Origin of the sequence: Acinetobacter genomosp. 15BJ (assembly GCF_000400715.1) — a bacterium.
Lineage (GTDB): Bacteria > Pseudomonadota > Gammaproteobacteria > Pseudomonadales > Moraxellaceae > Acinetobacter.
Map to the genome: position 1 here is coordinate 1 of NZ_KE007349.1, position 20198 is coordinate 20198.

18 protein-coding genes, 2 tRNA genes and 3 rRNA genes are annotated in these 20198 nt (G+C 43.0%); 13 read left to right on the top strand and 10 right to left on the bottom strand.

Annotated elements, in window-relative coordinates; genetic code table 11:
* From F896_RS03935 to F896_RS03910, 6 genes are all read left to right on the top strand, one after another.
* Positions 1 to 1530 (top strand): 16S ribosomal RNA (locus F896_RS03935); the annotation flags it as partial.
* Positions 1531 to 1589: 59 nt separating this feature from the next.
* Positions 1590 to 1666: transfer RNA gene (locus F896_RS03930), tRNA-Ile, on the top strand.
* 55 nt (positions 1667 to 1721) lie between these two features.
* A tRNA-Ala gene (locus F896_RS03925) sits at positions 1722 to 1797 on the top strand.
* 400 nt (positions 1798 to 2197) lie between these two features.
* Positions 2198 to 5089: ribosomal RNA gene (locus F896_RS03920) — 23S ribosomal RNA — on the top strand.
* Positions 5090 to 5292: 203 nt separating this feature from the next.
* Positions 5293 to 5407 (top strand): 5S ribosomal RNA (gene rrf, locus F896_RS03915).
* 353 nt (positions 5408 to 5760) lie between these two features.
* Complete coding sequence (locus F896_RS03910; RefSeq protein WP_016164712.1) at positions 5761 to 7749, top strand: Ig-like domain-containing protein; 1989 nt, start codon at positions 5761 to 5763, stop codon at positions 7747 to 7749.
* 231 nt (positions 7750 to 7980) lie between these two features.
* Here the strand turns inward: F896_RS03910 and F896_RS03905 are convergent, their stop codons facing one another.
* Positions 7981 to 8316 (bottom strand): protein tyrosine phosphatase family protein, encoded by a 336-nt coding sequence (locus F896_RS03905; protein ID WP_016164713.1) that lies wholly within the window; start codon positions 8314 to 8316, stop codon positions 7981 to 7983.
* A 122-nt stretch (positions 8317 to 8438) separates the two neighbouring features.
* On the opposite strand from F896_RS03905, the gene F896_RS03900 reads away from it, so the two are divergent.
* The 4 genes from F896_RS03900 to F896_RS03885 are packed head-to-tail and all read left to right on the top strand — an operon-like array spanning position 8439 to position 10719.
* On the top strand, positions 8439 to 9335 hold the full coding sequence (locus F896_RS03900) for an alpha/beta hydrolase (RefSeq protein WP_016164714.1): 897 nt from the start codon (positions 8439 to 8441) through the stop codon (positions 9333 to 9335).
* Entirely contained in the window at positions 9336 to 9773 is a 438-nt protein-coding gene (gene trxC, locus F896_RS03895; RefSeq protein WP_016164715.1) for a thioredoxin TrxC, read from the top strand.
* 1 nt (position 9774) lies between these two features.
* Complete coding sequence (locus F896_RS03890) at positions 9775 to 10191, top strand: acyl-CoA thioesterase (protein ID WP_004804279.1); 417 nt, start codon at positions 9775 to 9777, stop codon at positions 10189 to 10191.
* A gap of 48 nt (positions 10192 to 10239) precedes the next feature.
* The gene (locus tag F896_RS03885) at positions 10240 to 10719 is read left to right on the top strand and encodes a GAF domain-containing protein (protein ID WP_016164716.1); all 480 of its coding nucleotides are present in this window, start codon (positions 10240 to 10242) and stop codon (positions 10717 to 10719) included.
* Between the two features lie 52 nt (positions 10720 to 10771).
* On the opposite strand, the gene F896_RS03880 is transcribed toward F896_RS03885, so the two are convergent.
* The 3 genes from F896_RS03880 to F896_RS03870 form a co-directional block, all read right to left on the bottom strand.
* Positions 10772 to 11266: a nuclear transport factor 2 family protein gene (locus F896_RS03880; protein WP_032882488.1), complete on the bottom strand. Its 495-nt coding sequence runs from the start codon at positions 11264 to 11266 to the stop codon at positions 10772 to 10774.
* A gap of 75 nt (positions 11267 to 11341) precedes the next feature.
* Positions 11342 to 11836 (bottom strand): DUF4442 domain-containing protein, encoded by a 495-nt coding sequence (locus F896_RS03875; RefSeq protein ID WP_016164718.1) that lies wholly within the window; start codon positions 11834 to 11836, stop codon positions 11342 to 11344.
* Positions 11837 to 11850: 14 nt separating this feature from the next.
* Complete coding sequence (locus F896_RS03870; protein WP_004655922.1) at positions 11851 to 12339, bottom strand: YajQ family cyclic di-GMP-binding protein; 489 nt, start codon at positions 12337 to 12339, stop codon at positions 11851 to 11853.
* 90 nt (positions 12340 to 12429) lie between these two features.
* On the opposite strand from F896_RS03870, the gene F896_RS03865 reads away from it, so the two are divergent.
* The gene (locus tag F896_RS03865; RefSeq protein WP_004804287.1) at positions 12430 to 12744 is read left to right on the top strand and encodes a rhodanese-like domain-containing protein; all 315 of its coding nucleotides are present in this window, start codon (positions 12430 to 12432) and stop codon (positions 12742 to 12744) included.
* Between the two features lie 85 nt (positions 12745 to 12829).
* On the opposite strand, the gene mnmC is transcribed toward F896_RS03865, so the two are convergent.
* Genes mnmC through F896_RS03845 form a run of 4 tightly spaced genes read right to left on the bottom strand, consistent with a single transcriptional unit; the run spans position 12830 to position 16146 of the window.
* Entirely contained in the window at positions 12830 to 14728 is a 1899-nt protein-coding gene (gene mnmC, locus F896_RS03860; protein ID WP_016164719.1) for a bifunctional tRNA (5-methylaminomethyl-2-thiouridine)(34)-methyltransferase MnmC2/FAD-dependent 5-carboxymethylaminomethyl-2-thiouridine(34) oxidoreductase MnmC1, read from the bottom strand.
* A 17-nt stretch (positions 14729 to 14745) separates the two neighbouring features.
* Entirely contained in the window at positions 14746 to 15204 is a 459-nt protein-coding gene (locus F896_RS03855; RefSeq protein WP_016164720.1) for an SH3 domain-containing protein, read from the bottom strand.
* Between the two features lie 3 nt (positions 15205 to 15207).
* A complete protein-coding gene (locus F896_RS03850; protein ID WP_016164721.1) occupies positions 15208 to 15510 on the bottom strand; it encodes a YciI family protein in 303 nt (100 codons plus the stop codon).
* Positions 15511 to 15534: 24 nt separating this feature from the next.
* Positions 15535 to 16146, bottom strand: coding sequence for a septation protein IspZ (locus tag F896_RS03845; RefSeq protein WP_016164722.1), 612 nt, complete (start codon positions 16144 to 16146; stop codon positions 15535 to 15537).
* 45 nt (positions 16147 to 16191) lie between these two features.
* Between F896_RS03845 and F896_RS03840 the strand changes: the two genes are divergently transcribed.
* Positions 16192 to 17055, top strand: coding sequence for a PHP domain-containing protein (locus F896_RS03840; RefSeq protein ID WP_016164723.1), 864 nt, complete (start codon positions 16192 to 16194; stop codon positions 17053 to 17055).
* Positions 17056 to 17195: 140 nt separating this feature from the next.
* Here F896_RS03840 and F896_RS03835 read toward each other — a convergent pair whose 3' ends face one another.
* Entirely contained in the window at positions 17196 to 18089 is an 894-nt protein-coding gene (locus F896_RS03835) for a LysR family transcriptional regulator (protein WP_016164724.1), read from the bottom strand.
* Between the two features lie 103 nt (positions 18090 to 18192).
* Here F896_RS03835 and F896_RS03830 point away from each other — a divergent pair, with 103 nt between their 5' ends.
* Entirely contained in the window at positions 18193 to 19239 is a 1047-nt protein-coding gene (locus F896_RS03830; protein ID WP_016164725.1) for an aldo/keto reductase, read from the top strand.
* 46 nt (positions 19240 to 19285) lie between these two features.
* Here the strand turns inward: F896_RS03830 and F896_RS03825 are convergent, their stop codons facing one another.
* A complete protein-coding gene (locus F896_RS03825) occupies positions 19286 to 20197 on the bottom strand; it encodes a bestrophin family protein (RefSeq protein WP_016164726.1) in 912 nt (303 codons plus the stop codon).
* Between the last annotated feature and the right edge of the window lies 1 nt (position 20198).

Genomic DNA, 20198 nt, shown 5'->3' on the forward strand with positions numbered 1-20198 from the left:
GAGTTTGATCATGGCTCAGATTGAACGCTGGCGGCAGGCTTAACACATGCAAGTCGAGCGGAGTTATGGTGCTTGCACTATGACTTAGCGGCGGACGGGTGAGTAATGCTTAGGAATCTGCCATTTAGTGGGGGGCAACATTCCGAAAGGAATGCTAATACCGCATACGTCCTACGGGAGAAAGCAGGGGATCTTCGGACCTTGCGCTAAATGATGAGCCTAAGTCGGATTAGCTAGTTGGTGGGGTAAAGGCCTACCAAGGCGACGATCTGTAGCGGGTCTGAGAGGATGATCCGCCACACTGGGACTGAGACACGGCCCAGACTCCTACGGGAGGCAGCAGTGGGGAATATTGGACAATGGGCGGAAGCCTGATCCAGCCATGCCGCGTGTGTGAAGAAGGCCTTTTGGTTGTAAAGCACTTTAAGCGAGGAGGAGGCTCTCTTAGTTAATACCTAAGATGAGTGGACGTTACTCGCAGAATAAGCACCGGCTAACTCTGTGCCAGCAGCCGCGGTAATACAGAGGGTGCGAGCGTTAATCGGATTTACTGGGCGTAAAGCGTGCGTAGGCGGCTGATTAAGTCGGATGTGAAATCCCTGAGCTTAACTTAGGAATTGCATTCGATACTGGTCAGCTAGAGTATGGGAGAGGATGGTAGAATTCCAGGTGTAGCGGTGAAATGCGTAGAGATCTGGAGGAATACCGATGGCGAAGGCAGCCATCTGGCCTAATACTGACGCTGAGGTACGAAAGCATGGGGAGCAAACAGGATTAGATACCCTGGTAGTCCATGCCGTAAACGATGTCTACTAGCCGTTGGGGCCTTTGAGGCTTTAGTGGCGCAGCTAACGCGATAAGTAGACCGCCTGGGGAGTACGGTCGCAAGACTAAAACTCAAATGAATTGACGGGGGCCCGCACAAGCGGTGGAGCATGTGGTTTAATTCGATGCAACGCGAAGAACCTTACCTGGTCTTGACATAGTAAGAACTTTCCAGAGATGGATTGGTGCCTTCGGGAACTTACATACAGGTGCTGCATGGCTGTCGTCAGCTCGTGTCGTGAGATGTTGGGTTAAGTCCCGCAACGAGCGCAACCCTTTTCCTTATTTGCCAGCGGGTTAAGCCGGGAACTTTAAGGATACTGCCAGTGACAAACTGGAGGAAGGCGGGGACGACGTCAAGTCATCATGGCCCTTACGACCAGGGCTACACACGTGCTACAATGGTCGGTACAAAGGGTTGCTACCTAGCGATAGGATGCTAATCTCAAAAAGCCGATCGTAGTCCGGATTGGAGTCTGCAACTCGACTCCATGAAGTCGGAATCGCTAGTAATCGCGGATCAGAATGCCGCGGTGAATACGTTCCCGGGCCTTGTACACACCGCCCGTCACACCATGGGAGTTTGTTGCACCAGAAGTAGGTAGTCTAACCGTAAGGAGGACGCTTACCACGGTGTGGCCGATGACTGGGGTGAAGTCGTAACAAGGTAGCCGTAGGGGAACCTGCGGCTGGATCACCTCCTTAACGAAAGATTGGTGACCGGTAAGAATCCACAACAAGTTGTTCTTCGAAGATGTATCTGAGGGTCTGTAGCTCAGTTGGTTAGAGCACACGCTTGATAAGCGTGGGGTCACAAGTTCAAGTCTTGTCAGACCCACCAAATCTGATTGCAGTAGCTTAGATTGAAAGATATGTCGTTCATTAAGTGATAAGCTGGGGACTTAGCTTAGTTGGTAGAGCGCCTGCTTTGCACGCAGGAGGTCAGGAGTTCGACTCTCCTAGTCTCCACCATACATTACGAAGTAATGTAGAAAACGAAAGTTAAATTCCAAAGATAGCTTATAGAAATTAATAAATAAGAAGATCGAATGATCTTGGTTTATTAACTTCTGTGATTTATCACAGTTTACTACTCACCGACGAGGTGGTAGTTAATCATTAACAGATTAGAAAATTGAGTCTGAAATAAATTGTTCAAACTCGATTAATTTGACACTAACGGTAATACGTAAGTATTTCAGTTAGATGAAGAATTAATCTGAGAACTAGCAAAAACACTGAATCAAGCGTTTTGGTATATGAATTAGATTGAAGCTGTATAGTGATTAAATTCACAGACAACAGATAGTAGCAATTAAGTTTGCAACGATAACACTCACTTGTATGTGTTAACGACTGTTTGGGGTTGTATAGTCAAGTAATTAAGTGCATGTGGTGGATGCCTTGGCAGTCAGAGGCGATGAAAGACGTAATAGCCTGCGATAAGCTCCGGGGAGGCGGCAAATATCCTTTGATCCGGAGATTTCTGAATGGGGGAACCCACCCGCTATAAGGCGGGTATCATAAGCTGAATACATAGGCTTATGAAGCGAACGAGGGGAAGTGAAACATCTCAGTACCCTTAGGAAAAGAAATCAATTGAGATTCCCTTAGTAGCGGCGAGCGAACGGGGAGCAGCCCATTAAGTTGTGTGTGTTCTAGTGGAACGCTCTGGGAAGTGCGAACGTAGAGGGTGATATTCCCGTACACGAAAGGGCACACACAATGATGACGAGTAGGGCGAGGCACGTGAAACCTTGTCTGAATATGGGGGGACCATCCTCCAAGGCTAAATACTCCTGACTGACCGATAGTGAACCAGTACCGTGAGGGAAAGGCGAAAAGAACCCCTGTGAGGGGAGTGAAATAGATCCTGAAACCGCATGCATACAAGCAGTGGGAGCCGACTTGTTCGGTGACTGCGTACCTTTTGTATAATGGGTCAGCGACTTATATTCAGTAGCAAGGTTAACCGAATAGGGGAGCCGTAGAGAAATCGAGTCTTAATAGGGCGTTTAGTTGCTGGGTATAGACCCGAAACCAGGCGATCTATCCATGAGCAGGTTGAAGGTTGGGTAACACTAACTGGAGGACCGAACCCACTGTCGTTGAAAAGCCAGGGGATGACTTGTGGATAGGGGTGAAAGGCTAATCAAGCCTGGTGATAGCTGGTTCTCCCCGAAAGCTATTTAGGTAGCGCCTCGGACGAATACCATTGGGGGTAGAGCACTGTTTCGGCTAGGGGGTCATCCCGACTTACCAAACCGATGCAAACTCCGAATACCAATGAGTACTATCCGGGAGACAGACTGCGGGTGCTAACGTCCGTAGTCAAGAGGAAAACAATCCAGACCGCCAGCTAAGGCCCCAAAATCATAGTTAAGTGGGAAACGATGTGGGAAGGCATAGACAGCTAGGAGGTTGGCTTAGAAGCAGCCACCCTTTAAAGAAAGCGTAATAGCTCACTAGTCGAGTCGGCCTGCGCGGAAGATGTAACGGGGCTAAAACTATGTGCCGAAGCTGCGGATTTGACTTTAAGTCAAGTGGTAGGGGAGCGTTCTGTAAGCCGATGAAGGTGTATTGAGAAGTATGCTGGAGGTATCAGAAGTGCGAATGCTGACGTGAGTAACGACAAAACGGGTGAAAAACCCGTTCGCTGAAAGACCAAGGGTTCCAGTCCAACGTTAATCGGGGCTGGGTGAGTCGACCCCTAAGGCGAGGCCGAGAGGCGTAGTCGATGGGAAATTGGTTAATATTCCAATACTTCTGTGTAATGCGATGAGAGGACGGAGAAGGTTAAGTCAGCCTGGCGTTGGTTGTCTAGGTGGAAGGTTGTAGGCATGTATCTTAGGCAAATCCGGGGTACTCTATGCTGAGAACTGATAGCAAGCTGTACTTGTACAGTGAAGTGGCTGATACCATGCTTCCAGGAAAAGTCTCTAAGCTTCAGTTACACAGGAATCGTACCCGAAACCGACACAGGTGGTCAGGTCGAGTAGACCAAAGCGCTTGAGAGAACTCTGCTGAAGGAACTAGGCAAAATGGTACCGTAACTTCGGGAGAAGGTACGCTGCTGACGGTGATGGGACTTGCTCCCTGAGCTATTGGCAGCAACAGAAACCAGGCCGCTGCAACTGTTTATTAAAAACATAGCACTCTGCAAACACGAAAGTGGACGTATAGGGTGTGATGCCTGCCCGGTGCTGGAAGGTTAATTGATGGGGTTAGCGTAAGCGAAGCTCTTGATCGAAGCCCCAGTAAACGGCGGCCGTAACTATAACGGTCCTAAGGTAGCGAAATTCCTTGTCGGGTAAGTTCCGACCTGCACGAATGGCATAATGATGGCGGCGCTGTCTCCAGCAGAGGCTCAGTGAAATCGAAATCGCTGTGAAGATGCAGTGTACCCGCGGCTAGACGGAAAGACCCCGTGAACCTTTACTGCAGCTTGACATTGAACTTTGACCTTACTTGTGTAGGATAGGTGGGAGGCTTTGAAGTTAGAACGCTAGTTCTAATGGAGCCGTCCTTGAAATACCACCCTGGTAATGTTGAGGTTCTAACTCTGCCCCGTAATCCGGGGCGAGGACCATGTCTGGTGGGTAGTTTGACTGGGGCGGTCTCCTCCTAAAGAGTAACGGAGGAGTACGAAGGTGCGCTCAGCGTGGTCGGAAATCACGCGTAGAGTATAAAGGCAAAAGCGCGCTTAACTGCGAGACCCACAAGTCGAGCAGGTACGAAAGTAGGTCTTAGTGATCCGGTGGTTCTGTATGGAAGGGCCATCGCTCAACGGATAAAAGGTACTCTGGGGATAACAGGCTGATACCGCCCAAGAGTTCATATCGACGGCGGTGTTTGGCACCTCGATGTCGGCTCATCTCATCCTGGGGCTGAAGCAGGTCCCAAGGGTATGGCTGTTCGCCATTTAAAGAGGTACGCGAGCTGGGTTTAGAACGTCGTGAGACAGTTCGGTCCCTATCTACCGTGGGCGCTGGAAATTTGAGAGGATCTGCTCCTAGTACGAGAGGACCAGAGTGGACGAACCTCTGGTGTACCGGTTGTGACGCCAGTCGCATCGCCGGGTAGCTATGTTCGGAAGGGATAACCGCTGAAAGCATCTAAGCGGGAAGCCTACCTCAAGATAAGATTTCCCTAGGAATTTATTCCTCTAAAGAGCCGTTCGAGACTAGGACGTTGATAGGTTGGGTGTGGAAGCACGGTGACGTGTGAAGCTGACCAATACTAATTGCTCGTGAGGCTTGACTATACAACACCCAAGCAGTTGTATATAAAGCTCAATTCGATTCAAAACCAAACAGTCAGAAGTGAAAACAACTGATTGAACTTGATTTAGTGAATAAACTAGTTACAATACAGACCAATTATCTAATCCGTTAATAACTCTTTGGACCGTAAGTAAGGCATACGACAATACATCGTGATTAAGACCCGAAAGCACCACAACAGTTTGCTGGCGACAATAGCAAGAGTGAACCACCTGATCCCTTCCCGAACTCAGAAGTGAAACCTCTTAGCGCTGATGGTAGTGTGGCACTTGCCATGTGAGAGTAAGTCATCGCCAGCTTTTAAATACTAAACACCCCCAACCTAACGGTTGGGGGTGTTTTTTATTGGACGGAAGAAAATTGGTAGAAGAAAATGAAATAGATTCTGCTTTTAGCATTATTCTAAGTTTTTATTTAATCCTGTTTTAATTTAGATCGATTCTAAAATTTATTCCATTCATTATTTATTTGTTAAAAGTTATAGAAAATATCTCGATTTAATAAAATAGTTTGATTAAGTTCACTTTAATCCTCCTTACTTGAAGATAAACTTTATTTACACAAAATCTATATTATGGTTACATTAGACATATTTTTATAATGAAAAATCTAATTCCATTTTGGGATTTGATCGGGGTTAAAAGGAATGAGTATGAATAAAAAACAACTTACTTTAAAGTTGTCTGCAATTGCTGTCTCTGTGTTATTAGCTAGTTGTGGTGGCGGAGGCGGTGGCTATTACGGTTCAAATGATAATAGTTCCTCTGGCGGCAATGGACAGACTCCTGTAACAGCAGTAAATATTACAAATATTACTTTATATGATACGAATAATACCGTAACAAACTCGATTACTGCGGCTGGTGCAACTGCTAAAGTAAAAGTGACGGATGCATCAGGGAAGGGGATCAGTGGAGCAATCGTTACTTTCACTGGTGAAGGTGTCTCTTTTGGTACAACAAATGGTGCAGTACTGACGAATGCTGATGGGGAAGCAAGTATTTCGATAAAGCCGCAAGATTTGAATGCAACAGGTGCATATCAGCTTTCTGCGACAACAAGCTTTAATGGTACAACAGCTGCGACGAAGCCATATAATTTTGTTTTACAAGCCGCAAATATTGTTTTAGTTGGGATGGCTGCTGCCGCAACTCAATTAGAATCGGGCGCATCTACGAATATTACCTTGAAGACACAAGACTCAAGTACGAAGGCTAATCAGAATAATGTTACTGTAAGCTTTAGTACAACATGTGGAACATTTGAACCAGCAAGTGTTGTTTCGTCAAATCAAGGGGATGTAACAACCTCTTATAAAGCAATTGGAGCTGATGGGAAACTATGTGAAGGTCAGCAGACTATTCGAGCATCAGGTTCAAATATTCCAGAATCAAAAGTTGATGTGAATATTGCTGCAATTGAAGCTAATTCTTTAAAATATACAACATCAAGTCCAGTGAGTTTAGGTATTAGAAGTAGTGGTACTGCTGCATCAGGCCAAATTGAATTTACTTTATATGCGAATGGAACTCCTGCTGCAAATAAAAATGTAAATATAGAGCTAGTTCGAGCTCCAGAAGATTTAAGCTTTATCTCTTTAGGTAATCAAAATCCGAAAACTGTCAAAAGTGACCCAAATGGTAAAGTTGTTGTTACATTATATCCAGGTGATAAACCAGGGCCTGTTGAGATCAAAGCAACTCTAGCCTCTAATATTGCTGTTTCAGCATTATCTAAAAATGTTTCTGTTTCAACAGGGCGTACAACTCAAGATGGCTTTAGTCTATCCGTGAGTAAAAATGCATTGCAAAATAAAGTCGATGGTGATAGCGCAACTATTAATGTCATGTTAAGAGACCGCACGGGCAATCCTGTACCTAATGGAACTGTGGTGAGTTTTATTAGCGAAGGTGGAGTCGTTACTCCGAATTGTTCGACAAACAATGGTCGTTGTTCGGTCACTTTATCGGTTCAAGACCCACGTCCTTTAGACAACCGTGTTACCGTTTTAGCTTATGTTGAAGGGGATAAGAGTTTTACTGATTTAGATGGCGATAACCTTTATACTAAAGGGGTTGATAAGCTTCTTAGCAATATTGGTAGCTTCTTCCGTGATGATAATGAAAATAATCAATATGATAATAACTATGGTATTGGAGAGTTTCTTTACAACCGAAAAATTGTAGGTAACAAGGCTGCATGTGCATCCTCCACGATCAGTCAGCCAAATATTGCTGATACTTGTGACGATAATTTAGATTCTATTTTACGCCAGCAATTAGTATTTGCATTTTCAGAGAATACGGCAACATTTACAAATATTGATGCGAGTAATGGCTTATTATCTTTTGGCTTATATGGGAATAGTATGCAAGGTGTTCCTATGCCAACAGGTTCTACTGTAAGCGTTACGCCTGAAGATAATACTAAAGATAATAATTTATCTTGCACCGCTGAATTAGTGCAAGGTAGCTCACCTGTGGCTAATGTATTTAATCTTCTGACACCAACGACTTTTAAAAATAGTACACAAGCCTTTTATGGTTATCGTTTAAAAGAGTGTGCTGTAGGTGATACCTTCAAAGTATCTGTGGCTGCTCCAGATGGTAAGGTTTCAACTATTTTTGTCGCTTATAAGTAGAAAAGTAATTTTGAAAAAAACAGCACTTCGGTGCTGTTTTTTTTATAAACTTGTACCTACACTCACTGTCGCTGTCGGACGAACTTGGAAAGAACTACAAGCTGAGATAGAGAGAATACAGAAAAGGATAATGGCGAGTTTTGACATGGTTCTTGATCTATTGAAAAAGAACCATCATCTTATAAATACAAAGCTTTAACTATTTGGATCAGGTAATGAAATGTAATGAATTTAATCGTCCAGTAAATCCATTTGTTTAGCAATCTGATATAAATTATTCGAACGGTTACCAGTACGGCAGAACATTAAAATTGGTTTTGGCAGTTCATTATAATGATTGGCGAATGTACGGACATCGAGTTCAGTGATTTGACCTGCTACGACAGGTTGATAGACATAGTCTAAACCCGCAGTACGCGCTGATTCTTCGATCTGTGCACTGGTTGGCTGCTCAGAACCGCCTTCCATATCTGGACGGTTATTAATAATCGATTTAAAGCCTTTCTCAACCACTTGCTCAACATGCTCAGGGCCAATTTGACCTGCAAAACCAACATTCTCTGTCATCTTGTCACTCCAAAAACAAACAAAACATTTTATGCTCTATCATAGCATTAAGCTCGATCTTGGGTTTAAATGTCTATAGTAAATAAGTGATGATAATTAAAAGATAAGGCAATGGAGCGCGCATGCATACCTATACCGTTGAGCCGTTGTATGTTGCAAGTGGTGATGAAACCATCGCTGCGGATTTCTATCTACCTAAAGCCAATACCAAAGCTGCGGTGATTATCATGGCGCATGGTTTTGCGGGTTTGCGTCAATTTAAACTGGTTCAATATGCGCAGCGTTTTGCTCAAGCAGGTTATGCGGTGATTTTATTCGATTATCGTAATTGGGGTGGCAGTACAGGGAAGCCACGAGAATTGGTTTCACTCAGCGCCCAACTTGATGACTGGAAGACCATTGTTCAATATGCTTCAAATTGCAAGCTGATTGATAGTCGACGGATTATCTTATGGGGAACTTCGCTCAGTGGTGGATATGCCTTAAGTCTGGCAACAGACCTGAAAAACATTCAGGCGGTCATGGTACAAGTCCCCTATGTTGATGGGGCTGAGACGGCTAAGCTTTACCCTTTGCAACGTTATCCCGAAGCATTAAAGCGCTCCAGTCAGGATTATATGGGATCTAAGATGGGGTTGGTGCCTAAAACCTTACCTGTCGTCGATCAATATCGATTGTGTTTCCTACCGACTTCAGATAGTTATTATGGCTATCATTCAATTGTAAATCCTGACTATTATTGGAGCGGAGAAGTCCCTGCAAGGGTGTTCTTTAATTTAATGCGTTATCGTCCGATTCAGTTTGTTCGTAAAATTAATATTCCTGTTTTATTTATTGCAGCAAAGCATGACACGTTGATTCCAATTGAATCGAGTCGGGAAGCTGCGACCAATATTGCGCCATTTGTGAGCTATCATGAGTGGGAAATGAAACATTTTGATGTTTATCATGGTTCTTGGTTTGAAAAAGCAGTTACAACCCAATTAGAATTTTTACATCAACATATTGGAGTGATGTAGATGATTATTGTCTGTGCATCATGTGGTGCAAAAAATCGTGTACCCGAAGAAAAGTTAGCGGTTCATCCAAACTGTGGGCAATGCCATAAAGCTTTATTGCCTTTAGAGCCGATTGAACTCAATGAACAAAATTTCAGTAACTTCATCAGTAATTCAGATCTGCCTGTATTGATTGACTTGTGGGCAGAGTGGTGTGGTCCCTGCAAGATGATGGCACCTCACTTTGCTCAGGTTGCCAAGCAAAATCCCTATGTGATTTTTGCCAAAATTGATACCGAAGCTAATCCACGTTTAAGCGCTGCCTTTAATGTGCGTAGTATTCCGACCTTAGTCTTAATGAATAAAACCACTGAATTGGCGAGAATTAGTGGAGCCTTACGCGCACCTGAATTACAGCAATGGTTAGATCAGCAATTACAGCAACATCAAGGACATTAACATGAGTGAACGCCCAAATCATCCTGAAGGGATTTTATCTCTACAAAATATTGCCATGCCTGCTGATACCAATTGGAGTGGTGATGTTTTTGGAGGTTGGATTGTTTCTCAGATGGATTTAGCTGGAGCGATTCATGTTGAACGTTTTAGTAAAGGTCGTTGTGCAACCATTGCGATTAATCAGATGACCTTCCTTGTACCTGTCAAAGTGGGCAATGTGATTAGTTGCTATACCAAAATTCTGAAAGTTGGCGGCAGCTCAGTGCAGGTTCAAATCGAGGTGTGGAATAGTCATGATGACTCCCGTGAACCAGTGCGTATTACCGAGGGTGTATTTACCTTTGTCGCGGTGGATGTAAATGGTAAGAAACGTTTGATCTCAGAAGAGATTAAACAGGCATTTGCAGCAACACTATAAGCTTCAACAAGTGAGTAGCTTGGCAATACTTTTCATTGGAATATAAGCATGGCAGAAGAATTAGTTTTACAGCAAGGTCATAAAGCTGAGCAATATCAAAGTATCATTCCACAGATTCAAGCGATTGTTGAAGATGAGTCAGATGTGATTGCCAATCTCGCTAATATCTGCGCAGCGTTAAAACAGCAATTTGGCTGGTTTTGGATTGGTTTTTATCTAGTTAAGGACAATGAATTGGTTTTAGGCCCATTTCAAGGCCCAATCGCCTGTACTCGTATTGCCAAAGGTCGTGGCGTGTGTGGAACGGCTTGGCAACAGCAGCAAGTGATCGTCGTACCTGATGTGGAACAGTTCCCAGGACATATTGCCTGTAGCTCTGCTTCAAAATCGGAGATCGTTCTGCCGATTATGAAGGGTGGGGAGTGTGTTGGTGTCTTGGACATTGATAGTGATGAACTGAATCAATTTGATCAGATTGATGCGGAATATTTGCAGCAGTTGATACTAATGATTGAAAGATTGATCTAAGTATTTTAAGTATAAAGCCCAAATCAGTTTGGGCTTTATTTTTTGTGCGCTGTTAGAACATGGTGTTGGAATTCTGACTCTTTTCAGGAATATTTTGTATGACATCCCAATGCTCTACAATTTTTCCATTTTCCACACGGAATATATCAATAATGGCTCGACCTCGATCGCTATCATTCTCCGTAGAATGCACATGCAGGACGACTAAATCCCCTTCAGCAATTGTTTTCTTGATGACATTCTTTGCCTGAGGATTATTACTAAATTTTTGAGTAAAGAAGTTTACAAAAGGTGCCTTACCATCAGGTACATTCGGATTATGTTGAATATATTGATCCCCAATATAACGATCGGCATATTGTTTCACTTGGTGTTTCAAGAAAACACCTTCATAAAAATCAGTGACAATTTTCTTGTTTTGTTCAGCTAAAGAATTGATCTGTTTTGAGAGCATTGGAGCTGAAGAATCAGCGGCGAGCACTTGACTAGAATATGTTGCTAGATTGAGTACTATAAAAAAATGAGAAAGGAGGAGTATTTTTTTCATTTTATCATCAGAACACAAAGAGTGATGTTTGCATCCTGATGATAATACTGTCACTAGAATAGCCTAGATCGGTTATTATTTTTTACGTTTTGGTAACCAAGCCCAAAGCATTTGGCATTGGATTGGTTCATTGCCTGAATCATCAATCACTGTCACTGGCACCAATAACTCGCCTTTATCATTATCCGCAATAAACTTTTGTTGATCTGCTGATAATGCTGCAGTTGCTGTTAAACCGCCTTGAGCAACTTTTAAATAGTCAACATGTAATGATTTGATCAACAAAATCCGATCATCTGGTACATGTAAACCTGTTAAAAAGCCTGTTGCTGTTTCAGACAATAAAGCCATCGCTGCTGCATGAACGCCTTTAATATGATTTTGCATATTACGTTGGTTTTCAATGCGAACAGTGACGTGGTCTTTATCCACTTCTAAATAGCGAATATTTGCTGTTCCAACCATTGGAACCACACGTCCAAAGGCTTTACTCCATAAGGTACTGCGAATGCCCTTTGGAAATTTAGACGTGGTTTTAACCAGCTTATAAAGACGGTTATCTTTTGCCATAGTGAACCTATTGCTTAATCTTTGAAATTATTAAATTGCAGTGGCAGACCAAATTGTTGTTCACGTAAAAAGTTCATCACTTGTTGCAAAGTATCGCGCTTTTTATCCGTGACACGGATTTTGTCTCCTTGGATAGAAGATTGCGCTTTGATGCCACTTTCTTTAATGGCTTTATTAATTTTTTTTGCGGTATCTGAGTCAAGTCCATCTTTCAGCTTGATCACTTGCACGACATTTTTACCAGAAGCAGTGGCTTTTTGCGGATCTAAAGCTTGTACATCAATTTTACGTTTGTAGAAGTGATTTTCAAGCATGGTATAAACTTGCTCACATTGGAAATCGCTTTCAGTTGAGATTTTGATCTCTTTATTTTTCTCATTTAACTCAATTGAAACGTCTTGTCCTCGAAAGTCAAAACGTGTTGCGATCTCTTTTTCTGTATTTTGTACAGCGTGATTAACTTCAAATAACTCTAATTCAGAAACAATATCAAAAGAAGGCATGGTTAGACCTTTACAAAGGGAAAGAATATTTGAGATGCTAAGGGGGTTTTCTTCATTTGCCAAGTGTTGTTTACATCAAAGGAGTGCACAATGATCCGTAAACAAGAAATTACAACATTTGAGTTCCCAGAAGGCGCTGTCATCTGGGATGTCCGAGATACCAAAGCGTATACAGAGGCTCATGTTAAAGGGGCGGTGAATCGTCCAATTACTGATATCACTGCGGATAGTTTGACTCAAGTTGCAGCGGATCAGCCGATTTATATTTTATGTGGTGGCGGAAGTAAAGCACCGCGTGCAGCAGAGCTGTTAGACGGTATGGATGGTTCTCGTGAATATGTTGTGTTAATGGGTGGCACACGCGCAGCGCGTGATGCAGGCTTGCCTTTAGAACAAGGCGCTTAAAGCACTCAAAAGATTGGCCAAAATACAGCTGTATTTTGGCCAATTCAAAATTTTAGATTTCAGTTATTTTAAAATTAAAAAATATTTAACCAGAATAATACGGTTTCTTTGCCTTAATCTTCTTTTGAAAACGCTGTGGATTGAGTTTATCCAATAATGATTGCGGAATTGGACAAAGTTCTCCAAGTACCAAAGCTGCTAATACTTCGCTACACAAGGGCGCAAACAAGAATCCCTTAGAACCTAGACCTGCAAAAGTATAGATTTGCTGGTGATTTTGCATTTTCCCGACCAGAGGGAAATAATCCAGACTTTGTGCGCGCACAGAGGCACGGCCTTGCCATGTTTCAGTGGATGGAAGCTGTTGTGCGTATTCAGGGAAGACACTGTGGATAAGTTCGTAGTTATGCACATGATCTTCTGCTAAAACTTCAATATCGTCTCGATTGGGATAAAAGGATGCGCCTAGAATCAATTGAGCGGCATCCAGTTGCATACAATAACCGCCATAACTGTAGGCTTGATCTAAAGCTAGAGGTTGCTCGCGATTCTCAACCCAGCTGACTTGTCCACGAATTGGTTTTAACACGGGGTAGTTTTCAAATAGCTTAGCACTTTGCTTGGCACAACACACAATCACATCATCGGCTGTTGCAATGAGCTGTTGATCTTGCCAAAGCTCAGTTTGGTTGTCTGCGTTATTTAAGCGAGAAATTTTTGCTTTTTCGATTTTGATATTCGGATGTAGCAAAATTTCATCACGCAGTAGCTGTGGAGATACTGCACCCGCCTGATGTAGCGTCAAGCTTGGATAATCAGTTTCAGGTGTTGCATCCTGCTGATCTTGAGTGGATAAGACGCCCGAAGGATACTGTTCCGCTAAGTTGAGTAATTCATCCGCATTTTTTAAAGCCATTTGTTGGACTTGAATGGGTCTAAATGCTTTGAATCTAGGATAAAAATTCAATGCATGTTGCCAGCTTAAGGTCATCAAATGTTCATGTGCCTGTTCAATTGGACACAGCTTGGGATTGAGTAAAGCAAGGGGATTGCCTGATGCACCTGAGAGAGGCTCATTTTGCTCGTAAACGGTGACTTGATGACCACGTTGAGCAAATGCCCATGCTGCGCTTAAACCCGCGATTCCCGCGCCAATAATCGCGATCTGGCGTGGTATTATTTTCAATGCAGCTTGCGAGGTTGCATGGTTTTGTTCTGAATCAGCTTGGTCAGATGTTTCGGATGACGTATCTAACCAAATGGCTTTCAACATTTCACGTTTATGACCGAAACCACGTGGGCGGCTAATTTGCACGCCATGTTGTTTCAGTCCACGTTTCAGTACACCAGCAACACTAAAGGACGCAAATGTCGTTCCAAACTCAGATAAACGCACAATGTGATTGAGTACATTTTCCTGCCACATATCGGGATTGCATGAAGGCGCAAAACCATCGAGAAACCATGCATTCACGGCTTGAGTCTTCGGGATACTTGGAAAAATATCCTGAGCATCGCCCAACCATAAATCAATACTAAAACGTTCTTCAGGAAAACTTAAGCGGTGGCAGCCTGCGATAGGCAGGGGATATTGTTGAATCAGCTGTTCTGCAAGTGGCTTAAGTTCAGGCCAGACATTCAGTGCGCGGATTAGATCCGCTTTATTCAATGGGAATTTTTCAACACTGATGGCATGTAAGTGACTGTGATTATCTGGACGAACCTGCTGCCAAAGTTGCCACAGGGTCAGAATGTTTAAGCCTGTACCAAAACCTGTTTCACCGACACAAAAGTATTGATAGTCATTGAGTTGTGACAGACGTTCGGTTAAGTCATTACCATTTAAAAAAACATGGCGTGTTTCAAGTAAACCGTTATCTTTGGAAAAGTAGACATCGCCAAACTGTTTAGAAATGGGAACTTCGATACCATCGACCAGTTCCCAGTCTAATTCGGCTGTTTGTAATTTTGTAGATTGAGACATAAATAAAATGTTGGGATTTACCACTGACGACGACGTTTAGTGTGAACATAACTGGCAATTAAGAAGCCGAGAATGACCCCCACAGCAATGGTCATTGCGCCGTATAAAAACATTTGAGCACTGCGTTCACTTTGTAAAACTTGAACTTGTACAGTCAGGTTGTCATTTTTTAACTGTAATTCTTGGTTCTGCGAAAGTGCTTCTAAATTGGCATGTTCAAGTTGTTTCAAGCGGCTGGCTTGATCTTGAATCATGGCTTTGACTTTTGCATCTTGCTGCTGTTTGGCTTTGGCAATTTGCTCGGCGGTCAGCGGTTTGGCTGCTGCGGTAGCCGCATTGGTTGACGTAGCGGCTGTTGCATTGGGTTGCGCTGGGGTTGTGTTGGCTGCTGGAGCCGCAGGTGTTGCTGGTTCAACTGCCCATGCAGTAGAACTAAATAAACATAAAGCCAATACGCTTTTTACGACAACTTGCATGATTTACCCTTTTGGAAAAGCTTTGTTGAAAGGTTTTACGTCAATATTTGAGTAAATCCCTTCTTTTAAAAATGGCTCTTCCTGAATCCAAGCATCTAAGGATTCACGACTATCAAACTCGACAATCATGGTACTGCCCAAAAAAACAGCTTGTGGATCATTTGGATCTTTCGGATGTGCACCTGCCGCAATTAAACGTCCTTCATCATCTAACTTTTGTAGACGTTCAATATGTTGTGGGCGGGTGGCTAAACGTTTTTCCAAAGTACCTTCGCGATCAGTACAAGTCAGCACAAAATATGGCATGGCAGTAGCTCGATGATTTAAAATCTATTCAGTGGTTTTAAAATGCTTTCTTAAGAAAAACAGTATAGCAGCTAGGTAACTCAGAGAAACGATAATATCGCCGAAAGCGGTGAATTCGCCCCAATATTTTCCTTGCATATAGACAAAACCAAAGAAGAAATGCAAAGCTGCAAGCAAAAAGAATTGTCCGCACCATGCCCAGTTCAACTTTAACCAACCTTTAGGGCTGAGTTCTAATAACGAGCCTAAAAGTTTTTGGATAATTGGCATGCGTTCTTTATTAAATAATGGCGTCACCAGGAAGCCTAATCCAATGCCGATATTGATAATGATGGCTTTCATTTTAATATAGGTTACATCACTAAAGATCAGGGTAATTCCACCAAAAATGACGGACATTCCGACAATGAACCACTGCATTTTTTCCAGTTTGAATTTTTGGAAAAAGAACAAGCAGCCATAAACCACCAAGGTCGAGATTAGTAATGCACAAGTTGCAACAAGAATATGATTTTGATCGAGATTTCCTGAGCTACCCACCAACTGTAGCAAAGGGTGATGACTATCTTTAGGATCGGTGGTTTTATAAAAGTAAAAGAAGATAATAATCGGTAGATAGTCGAGCAACGCTTTCATGTTACAGTACGATGATGAAATAGGTCAGATAGCATAATACAAACCATGTTCGGTGTCGATTTACACACACATACGCTCATTTCCGATGGTACCTTCTCTCCTGAGCAATTGGTACAGGCTGCTGTCGATTTAAAAATCCACACGCTTGCAGTGACAGACCATGACACCATGGATGGCTTGGTGCGTGCCCAAGATTACGCCCAAGCACATGATATTCAAATCATTTCGGGTGTGGAAATTTCCAGCCAATGGTCTCGACCAAATACCAAGAAGAGTTATGGTGTACATATCGTTGCCCTGAATATGCAAGATGAAGCACCGATCAAGGCGATGCTGGAACAACAGAAAAAAGTCCGTGCTGAACGGGCAAAGGTGATTTGTCAGCTCTTAGAAAAATGTATCGATTTTGATATTTATCCTGATGTGATTGCCCAAGTAGATGGGGAAGCAGATCGTGTGACCCGAACCCATATTGCCAAAGCCTTAGTCGAAAAGAATATTGTCAGTCGCCCACAGCAGGCCTTTGATCGTTTTCTGAAAGAAGGCAAAAAAGCCTTTGTGAAATTTGAAGGCATGGGCCTTAAAGAAACCATTGATGTGATTCATGCCAGTCAGGGTTTCGCCGTACTTGCACATCCGACAAGATATGATCTGTCAGCCACCAATATCCGTTATTTGATTGAGCTATTTGCTGAATCAGGTGGTGATGCTGTGGAACTGCCACCGAGTATCGAACCTGCTTCGACACGTCAAATGGTGGATCGTATGATTCAACAGTATGATTTAGCTGTTTCGATCGGTAGTGATTTTCATGGCGAGAATATGCCGTGGATTAAATTGGGACAGACACCACGCCTTAAAGAGGGGCAGAAAGGGATTTGGGAAAGCTTTAAATCATCGGTGGTATGAAAAAATTAGAACTTTGCCCCCATCCTTATTTTTTTCATGCTGCTTGTATGGGGCGTGCAATGAATGGATGTTTCATGGTTTTGCAGGGGGCGTAATCAATATTACAAGGTGAAAATTAGTCTGATGTACTAAAGTTTTCATCATTCACGCTGCTGAAAGTAATCGGTTAAATAATCTAAAAAGCGTTGTACTTTAGGCGCGATCAGCTCTCGATGCGGAAATACTGCGTAAATTGCCGTTGCTTCAACAGGATAGTCGGGCAAAATCTGCACCAGTTTGCCTGTGGCAAGATCATCAGCTACATGCCAGATTGAATGATTGGAAATACCAAGACCAGCTAAGGCCGCTTGCCGAACGCCTTCACCTGAGTTGGTTGCAAAATATCCCTCGACATGAATCTGTTCAACTTCTCCGTCTTCGTTGATTAAGTGCCAGTGATTGGTGAGACCCTGACCATGCTGTTGTAAAATACAACGATGTAACTTCAGATCGGATAACGTTTTTGGTACACCATATTTTTGTAAATAGGCTGGAGAAGCACAGAGCAAACGTCGATTAGTATTGAGTCGCTTGGCAACCAAACTTGAGCTTTTTAACTGACCAATCCGAATCGCCAGGTCCATACCTTGTTGAATAAGATCGATGTTTTGGTCATTCAGATCTAAATGAATTTTCAGTTCAGAATGCAATAGCGCAAACTCGGTAATAACAGGCATCAAAATTTTTGTGCCAAAGGTTGCGGAGGTGGTAATCCGAAGTGTACCTGTGAGCGGCTGATCTTTAAGCTTTAATGATTCTTGCAAGTGAATAAAATCAGCAATCCAATGCCGACCATGTTCAAGTAAAGCACGACCTTCCTCTGTTAATGTCAGTTTTCGCGTGGTGCGATGAAATAAACGCAGTTGTAGCTGTTGTTCTAAGCGCTGCAATTTCTGACTGGCCACCGACACCGAGATATTGGCATCCTGTGCCGCTTTGCTAATTGAGCCTAAGTCTGCAACACGAATAAAAAATTGAAAATCTTCTGTATTCATTATCAATAAAATCAGAAAAGTATTTCTTGATTATCGTGGTTTTTTAAATAAATCCCTAGCGCTATTTTTGTACTTAAGCAATTATAGGTTTAAGAGACAGATGATGAAATATCATTTTTTAGGAAACTCAGGTTTAAAGGTTTCAGAACTGGGATTTGGTGCAGGGACCTTAGGTGGGCAGGGACAAATCTTTGCTGCTTGGGGGCAAGCCAGTCAAGCTGAAGCCAATCAGATGATTCGCGCTGGTTTAGATGCAGGCATTAATTACTTTGATACAGCAGATGTGTATTCAGATGGAGAATCTGAACGAATGCTTGGTAAGGCACTTGCATCAGAACGGCAGCATACTATTATTTCAACCAAAATCGGTATTCGTAGTTCAGAGCATCTAAATGATGCAGGATTTAGTCGGCATTATCTATTGTCTGCAGTTGAACAGTCCTTAACTCGCTTGGGAACTGATTATATTGATGTATTACAGCTGCATCAGTTTGATAGTTTTACTGCATTGCCTCAGTTAATGAAAACACTTGATGAACTGGTCCGCAGTGGCAAGGTACGTTACATTGGTGCTTCAAATTTTTCAGGTTGGCAACTGATGAAGGCACAGGCGATTGCTGAGCAATATGGCTATGAAAAGTTTGTGGTTAATCAGGTCTATTACTCATTGATCGGCCGTGATTATGAATGGGAGCTGATGCCCTTAAATGATGACCAGCAAATTGGTGCGGTGGTATGGAGTCCTTTAGGTTGGGGCAGATTGACGGGTAAATTTGATCGGGAGAATCCGATTCCAGCACAAAGCCGCTTACATGATACAGCGCAATTTGCGCCACCAGTCAACGAAGTACATCTCTATAATGTGATTGATGTGTTAAAACAGATCGCTGTCGAAACTGGCTATACGATTCCGCAAATTGCCTTAAATTGGTTATTACAGCGCCCAACGGTATCCAGTGTATTGATTGGTGCGCGTAATCAAACTCAACTACAAGATAACCTTGTTGCCAAAGATATTCAGCTGTCGATTGAACAGATCGAACGTTTAAATCAGGTGAGTGCGGTCTATCCGCCATATCCTTATTATCCCTATTGGAATGGACAGTTTACTGAACGCTTTAAGTCTATTGTTCAGTCACAATTTATTTAAGTGATTTTAAGCCGCATAAAAATGCCCTCATTGGAGGGCATTGTAATTAGAGTAGGTTATGGTCATGGGCCTGAATTGGCGGTGGGGTTGGTCGACCTAAAGTTCCAAGTAATTCAATTTCAATTGAACGTACCATCGCATCAAGCGGTAAGTCATTGCTTTGTGTGCCGAAAGGTTCTTCAATTTCAGTGCTTAAAGCATCCAGACCTAAAAAGGTATAGGCCAAAATACCGACCAATAGCGGTGTCACCAAGCCCAATAACGAGCCAAGACTGAATGGCAACATAAAGCAGAAGAAATACACAGTACGATTCAGCAAAACTGAATAGGCGAATGGAATCGGGGTATTCGCGATCCGGTCACAACCAGTTTGCATTTCACTTAACGCAGCAACATGGCGGTTCATCTGGGTATAAATAATATCCGAGATCTCACCTTCTTTCATGGCCTGTAACAGTTCCCATTGAATTAGGCTCAACGTGTACTGCGGTGCATTATGCTGCTGATAAAGTTGGGTCAGTGCTTGTTGGCTAAGACCACTGGTTTCGGTCAATTCGGTTGGATTGGCTGTTTGATGACGCAGACGATCACGCAGCACATTGGCAAACACAATTACGTTTTGAACGATCCGTTCACGGCGAGCCTGGGTCAGGACACGGCAATCACGGTCAAAATGACGCGCCGTGGCAATCAGCACGCCCCAGAGTTTACGTGCTTCCCACCAACGGTCATAACATGCGGTATTCTTAAATCCCAAGAAAATGGACAGTACCACACCAATCAAAGTGAAGCCGACTAATGGGATTTCTGGGAAACGATACAGATTGACATATTCGACGCCGCCAATGATGGCAGAGATAAGCATGACGAAACCGAGAGAGGGTAAAATTTTGGGTAAAATTGTCCCTCGCCATGAGAATAAAACTTTAAAAATACTCGGCTGGTCACGGACAATCATG

Bases quoted from the DNA above. Each gene is read 5' to 3' on its own strand.
- F896_RS03865 (WP_004804287.1), top strand. From the start codon at position 12,430: ATGATCCGTAAACAAGAAATTACAACATTTGAGTTCCCAGAAGGCGCT.
- mnmC (WP_016164719.1), bottom strand. From the start codon at position 14,728: ATGTCTCAATCTACAAAATTACAAACAGCCGAATTAGACTGGGAACTG.
- F896_RS03825 (WP_016164726.1), bottom strand. From the start codon at position 20,197: ATGATTGTCCGTGACCAGCCGAGTATTTTTAAAGTTTTATTCTCATGG.
- F896_RS03880 (WP_032882488.1), bottom strand. From the start codon at position 11,266: ATGAAAAAAATACTCCTCCTTTCTCATTTTTTTATAGTACTCAATCTA.
- F896_RS03875 (WP_016164718.1), bottom strand. From the start codon at position 11,836: ATGGCAAAAGATAACCGTCTTTATAAGCTGGTTAAAACCACGTCTAAA.
- F896_RS03910 (WP_016164712.1), top strand. From the start codon at position 5,761: ATGAATAAAAAACAACTTACTTTAAAGTTGTCTGCAATTGCTGTCTCT.
- F896_RS03900 (WP_016164714.1), top strand. From the start codon at position 8,439: ATGCATACCTATACCGTTGAGCCGTTGTATGTTGCAAGTGGTGATGAA.
- F896_RS03830 (WP_016164725.1), top strand. From the start codon at position 18,193: ATGAAATATCATTTTTTAGGAAACTCAGGTTTAAAGGTTTCAGAACTG.
- F896_RS03870 (WP_004655922.1), bottom strand. From the start codon at position 12,339: ATGCCTTCTTTTGATATTGTTTCTGAATTAGAGTTATTTGAAGTTAAT.
- F896_RS03835 (WP_016164724.1), bottom strand. From the start codon at position 18,089: ATGAATACAGAAGATTTTCAATTTTTTATTCGTGTTGCAGACTTAGGC.
- F896_RS03850 (WP_016164721.1), bottom strand. From the start codon at position 15,510: ATGCCATATTTTGTGCTGACTTGTACTGATCGCGAAGGTACTTTGGAA.
- F896_RS03890 (WP_004804279.1), top strand. From the start codon at position 9,775: ATGAGTGAACGCCCAAATCATCCTGAAGGGATTTTATCTCTACAAAAT.
- F896_RS03845 (WP_016164722.1), bottom strand. From the start codon at position 16,146: ATGAAAGCGTTGCTCGACTATCTACCGATTATTATCTTCTTTTACTTT.
- F896_RS03905 (WP_016164713.1), bottom strand. From the start codon at position 8,316: ATGACAGAGAATGTTGGTTTTGCAGGTCAAATTGGCCCTGAGCATGTT.
- F896_RS03840 (WP_016164723.1), top strand. From the start codon at position 16,192: ATGTTCGGTGTCGATTTACACACACATACGCTCATTTCCGATGGTACC.
- F896_RS03855 (WP_016164720.1), bottom strand. From the start codon at position 15,204: ATGCAAGTTGTCGTAAAAAGCGTATTGGCTTTATGTTTATTTAGTTCT.
- F896_RS03885 (WP_016164716.1), top strand. From the start codon at position 10,240: ATGGCAGAAGAATTAGTTTTACAGCAAGGTCATAAAGCTGAGCAATAT.
- trxC (WP_016164715.1), top strand. From the start codon at position 9,336: ATGATTATTGTCTGTGCATCATGTGGTGCAAAAAATCGTGTACCCGAA.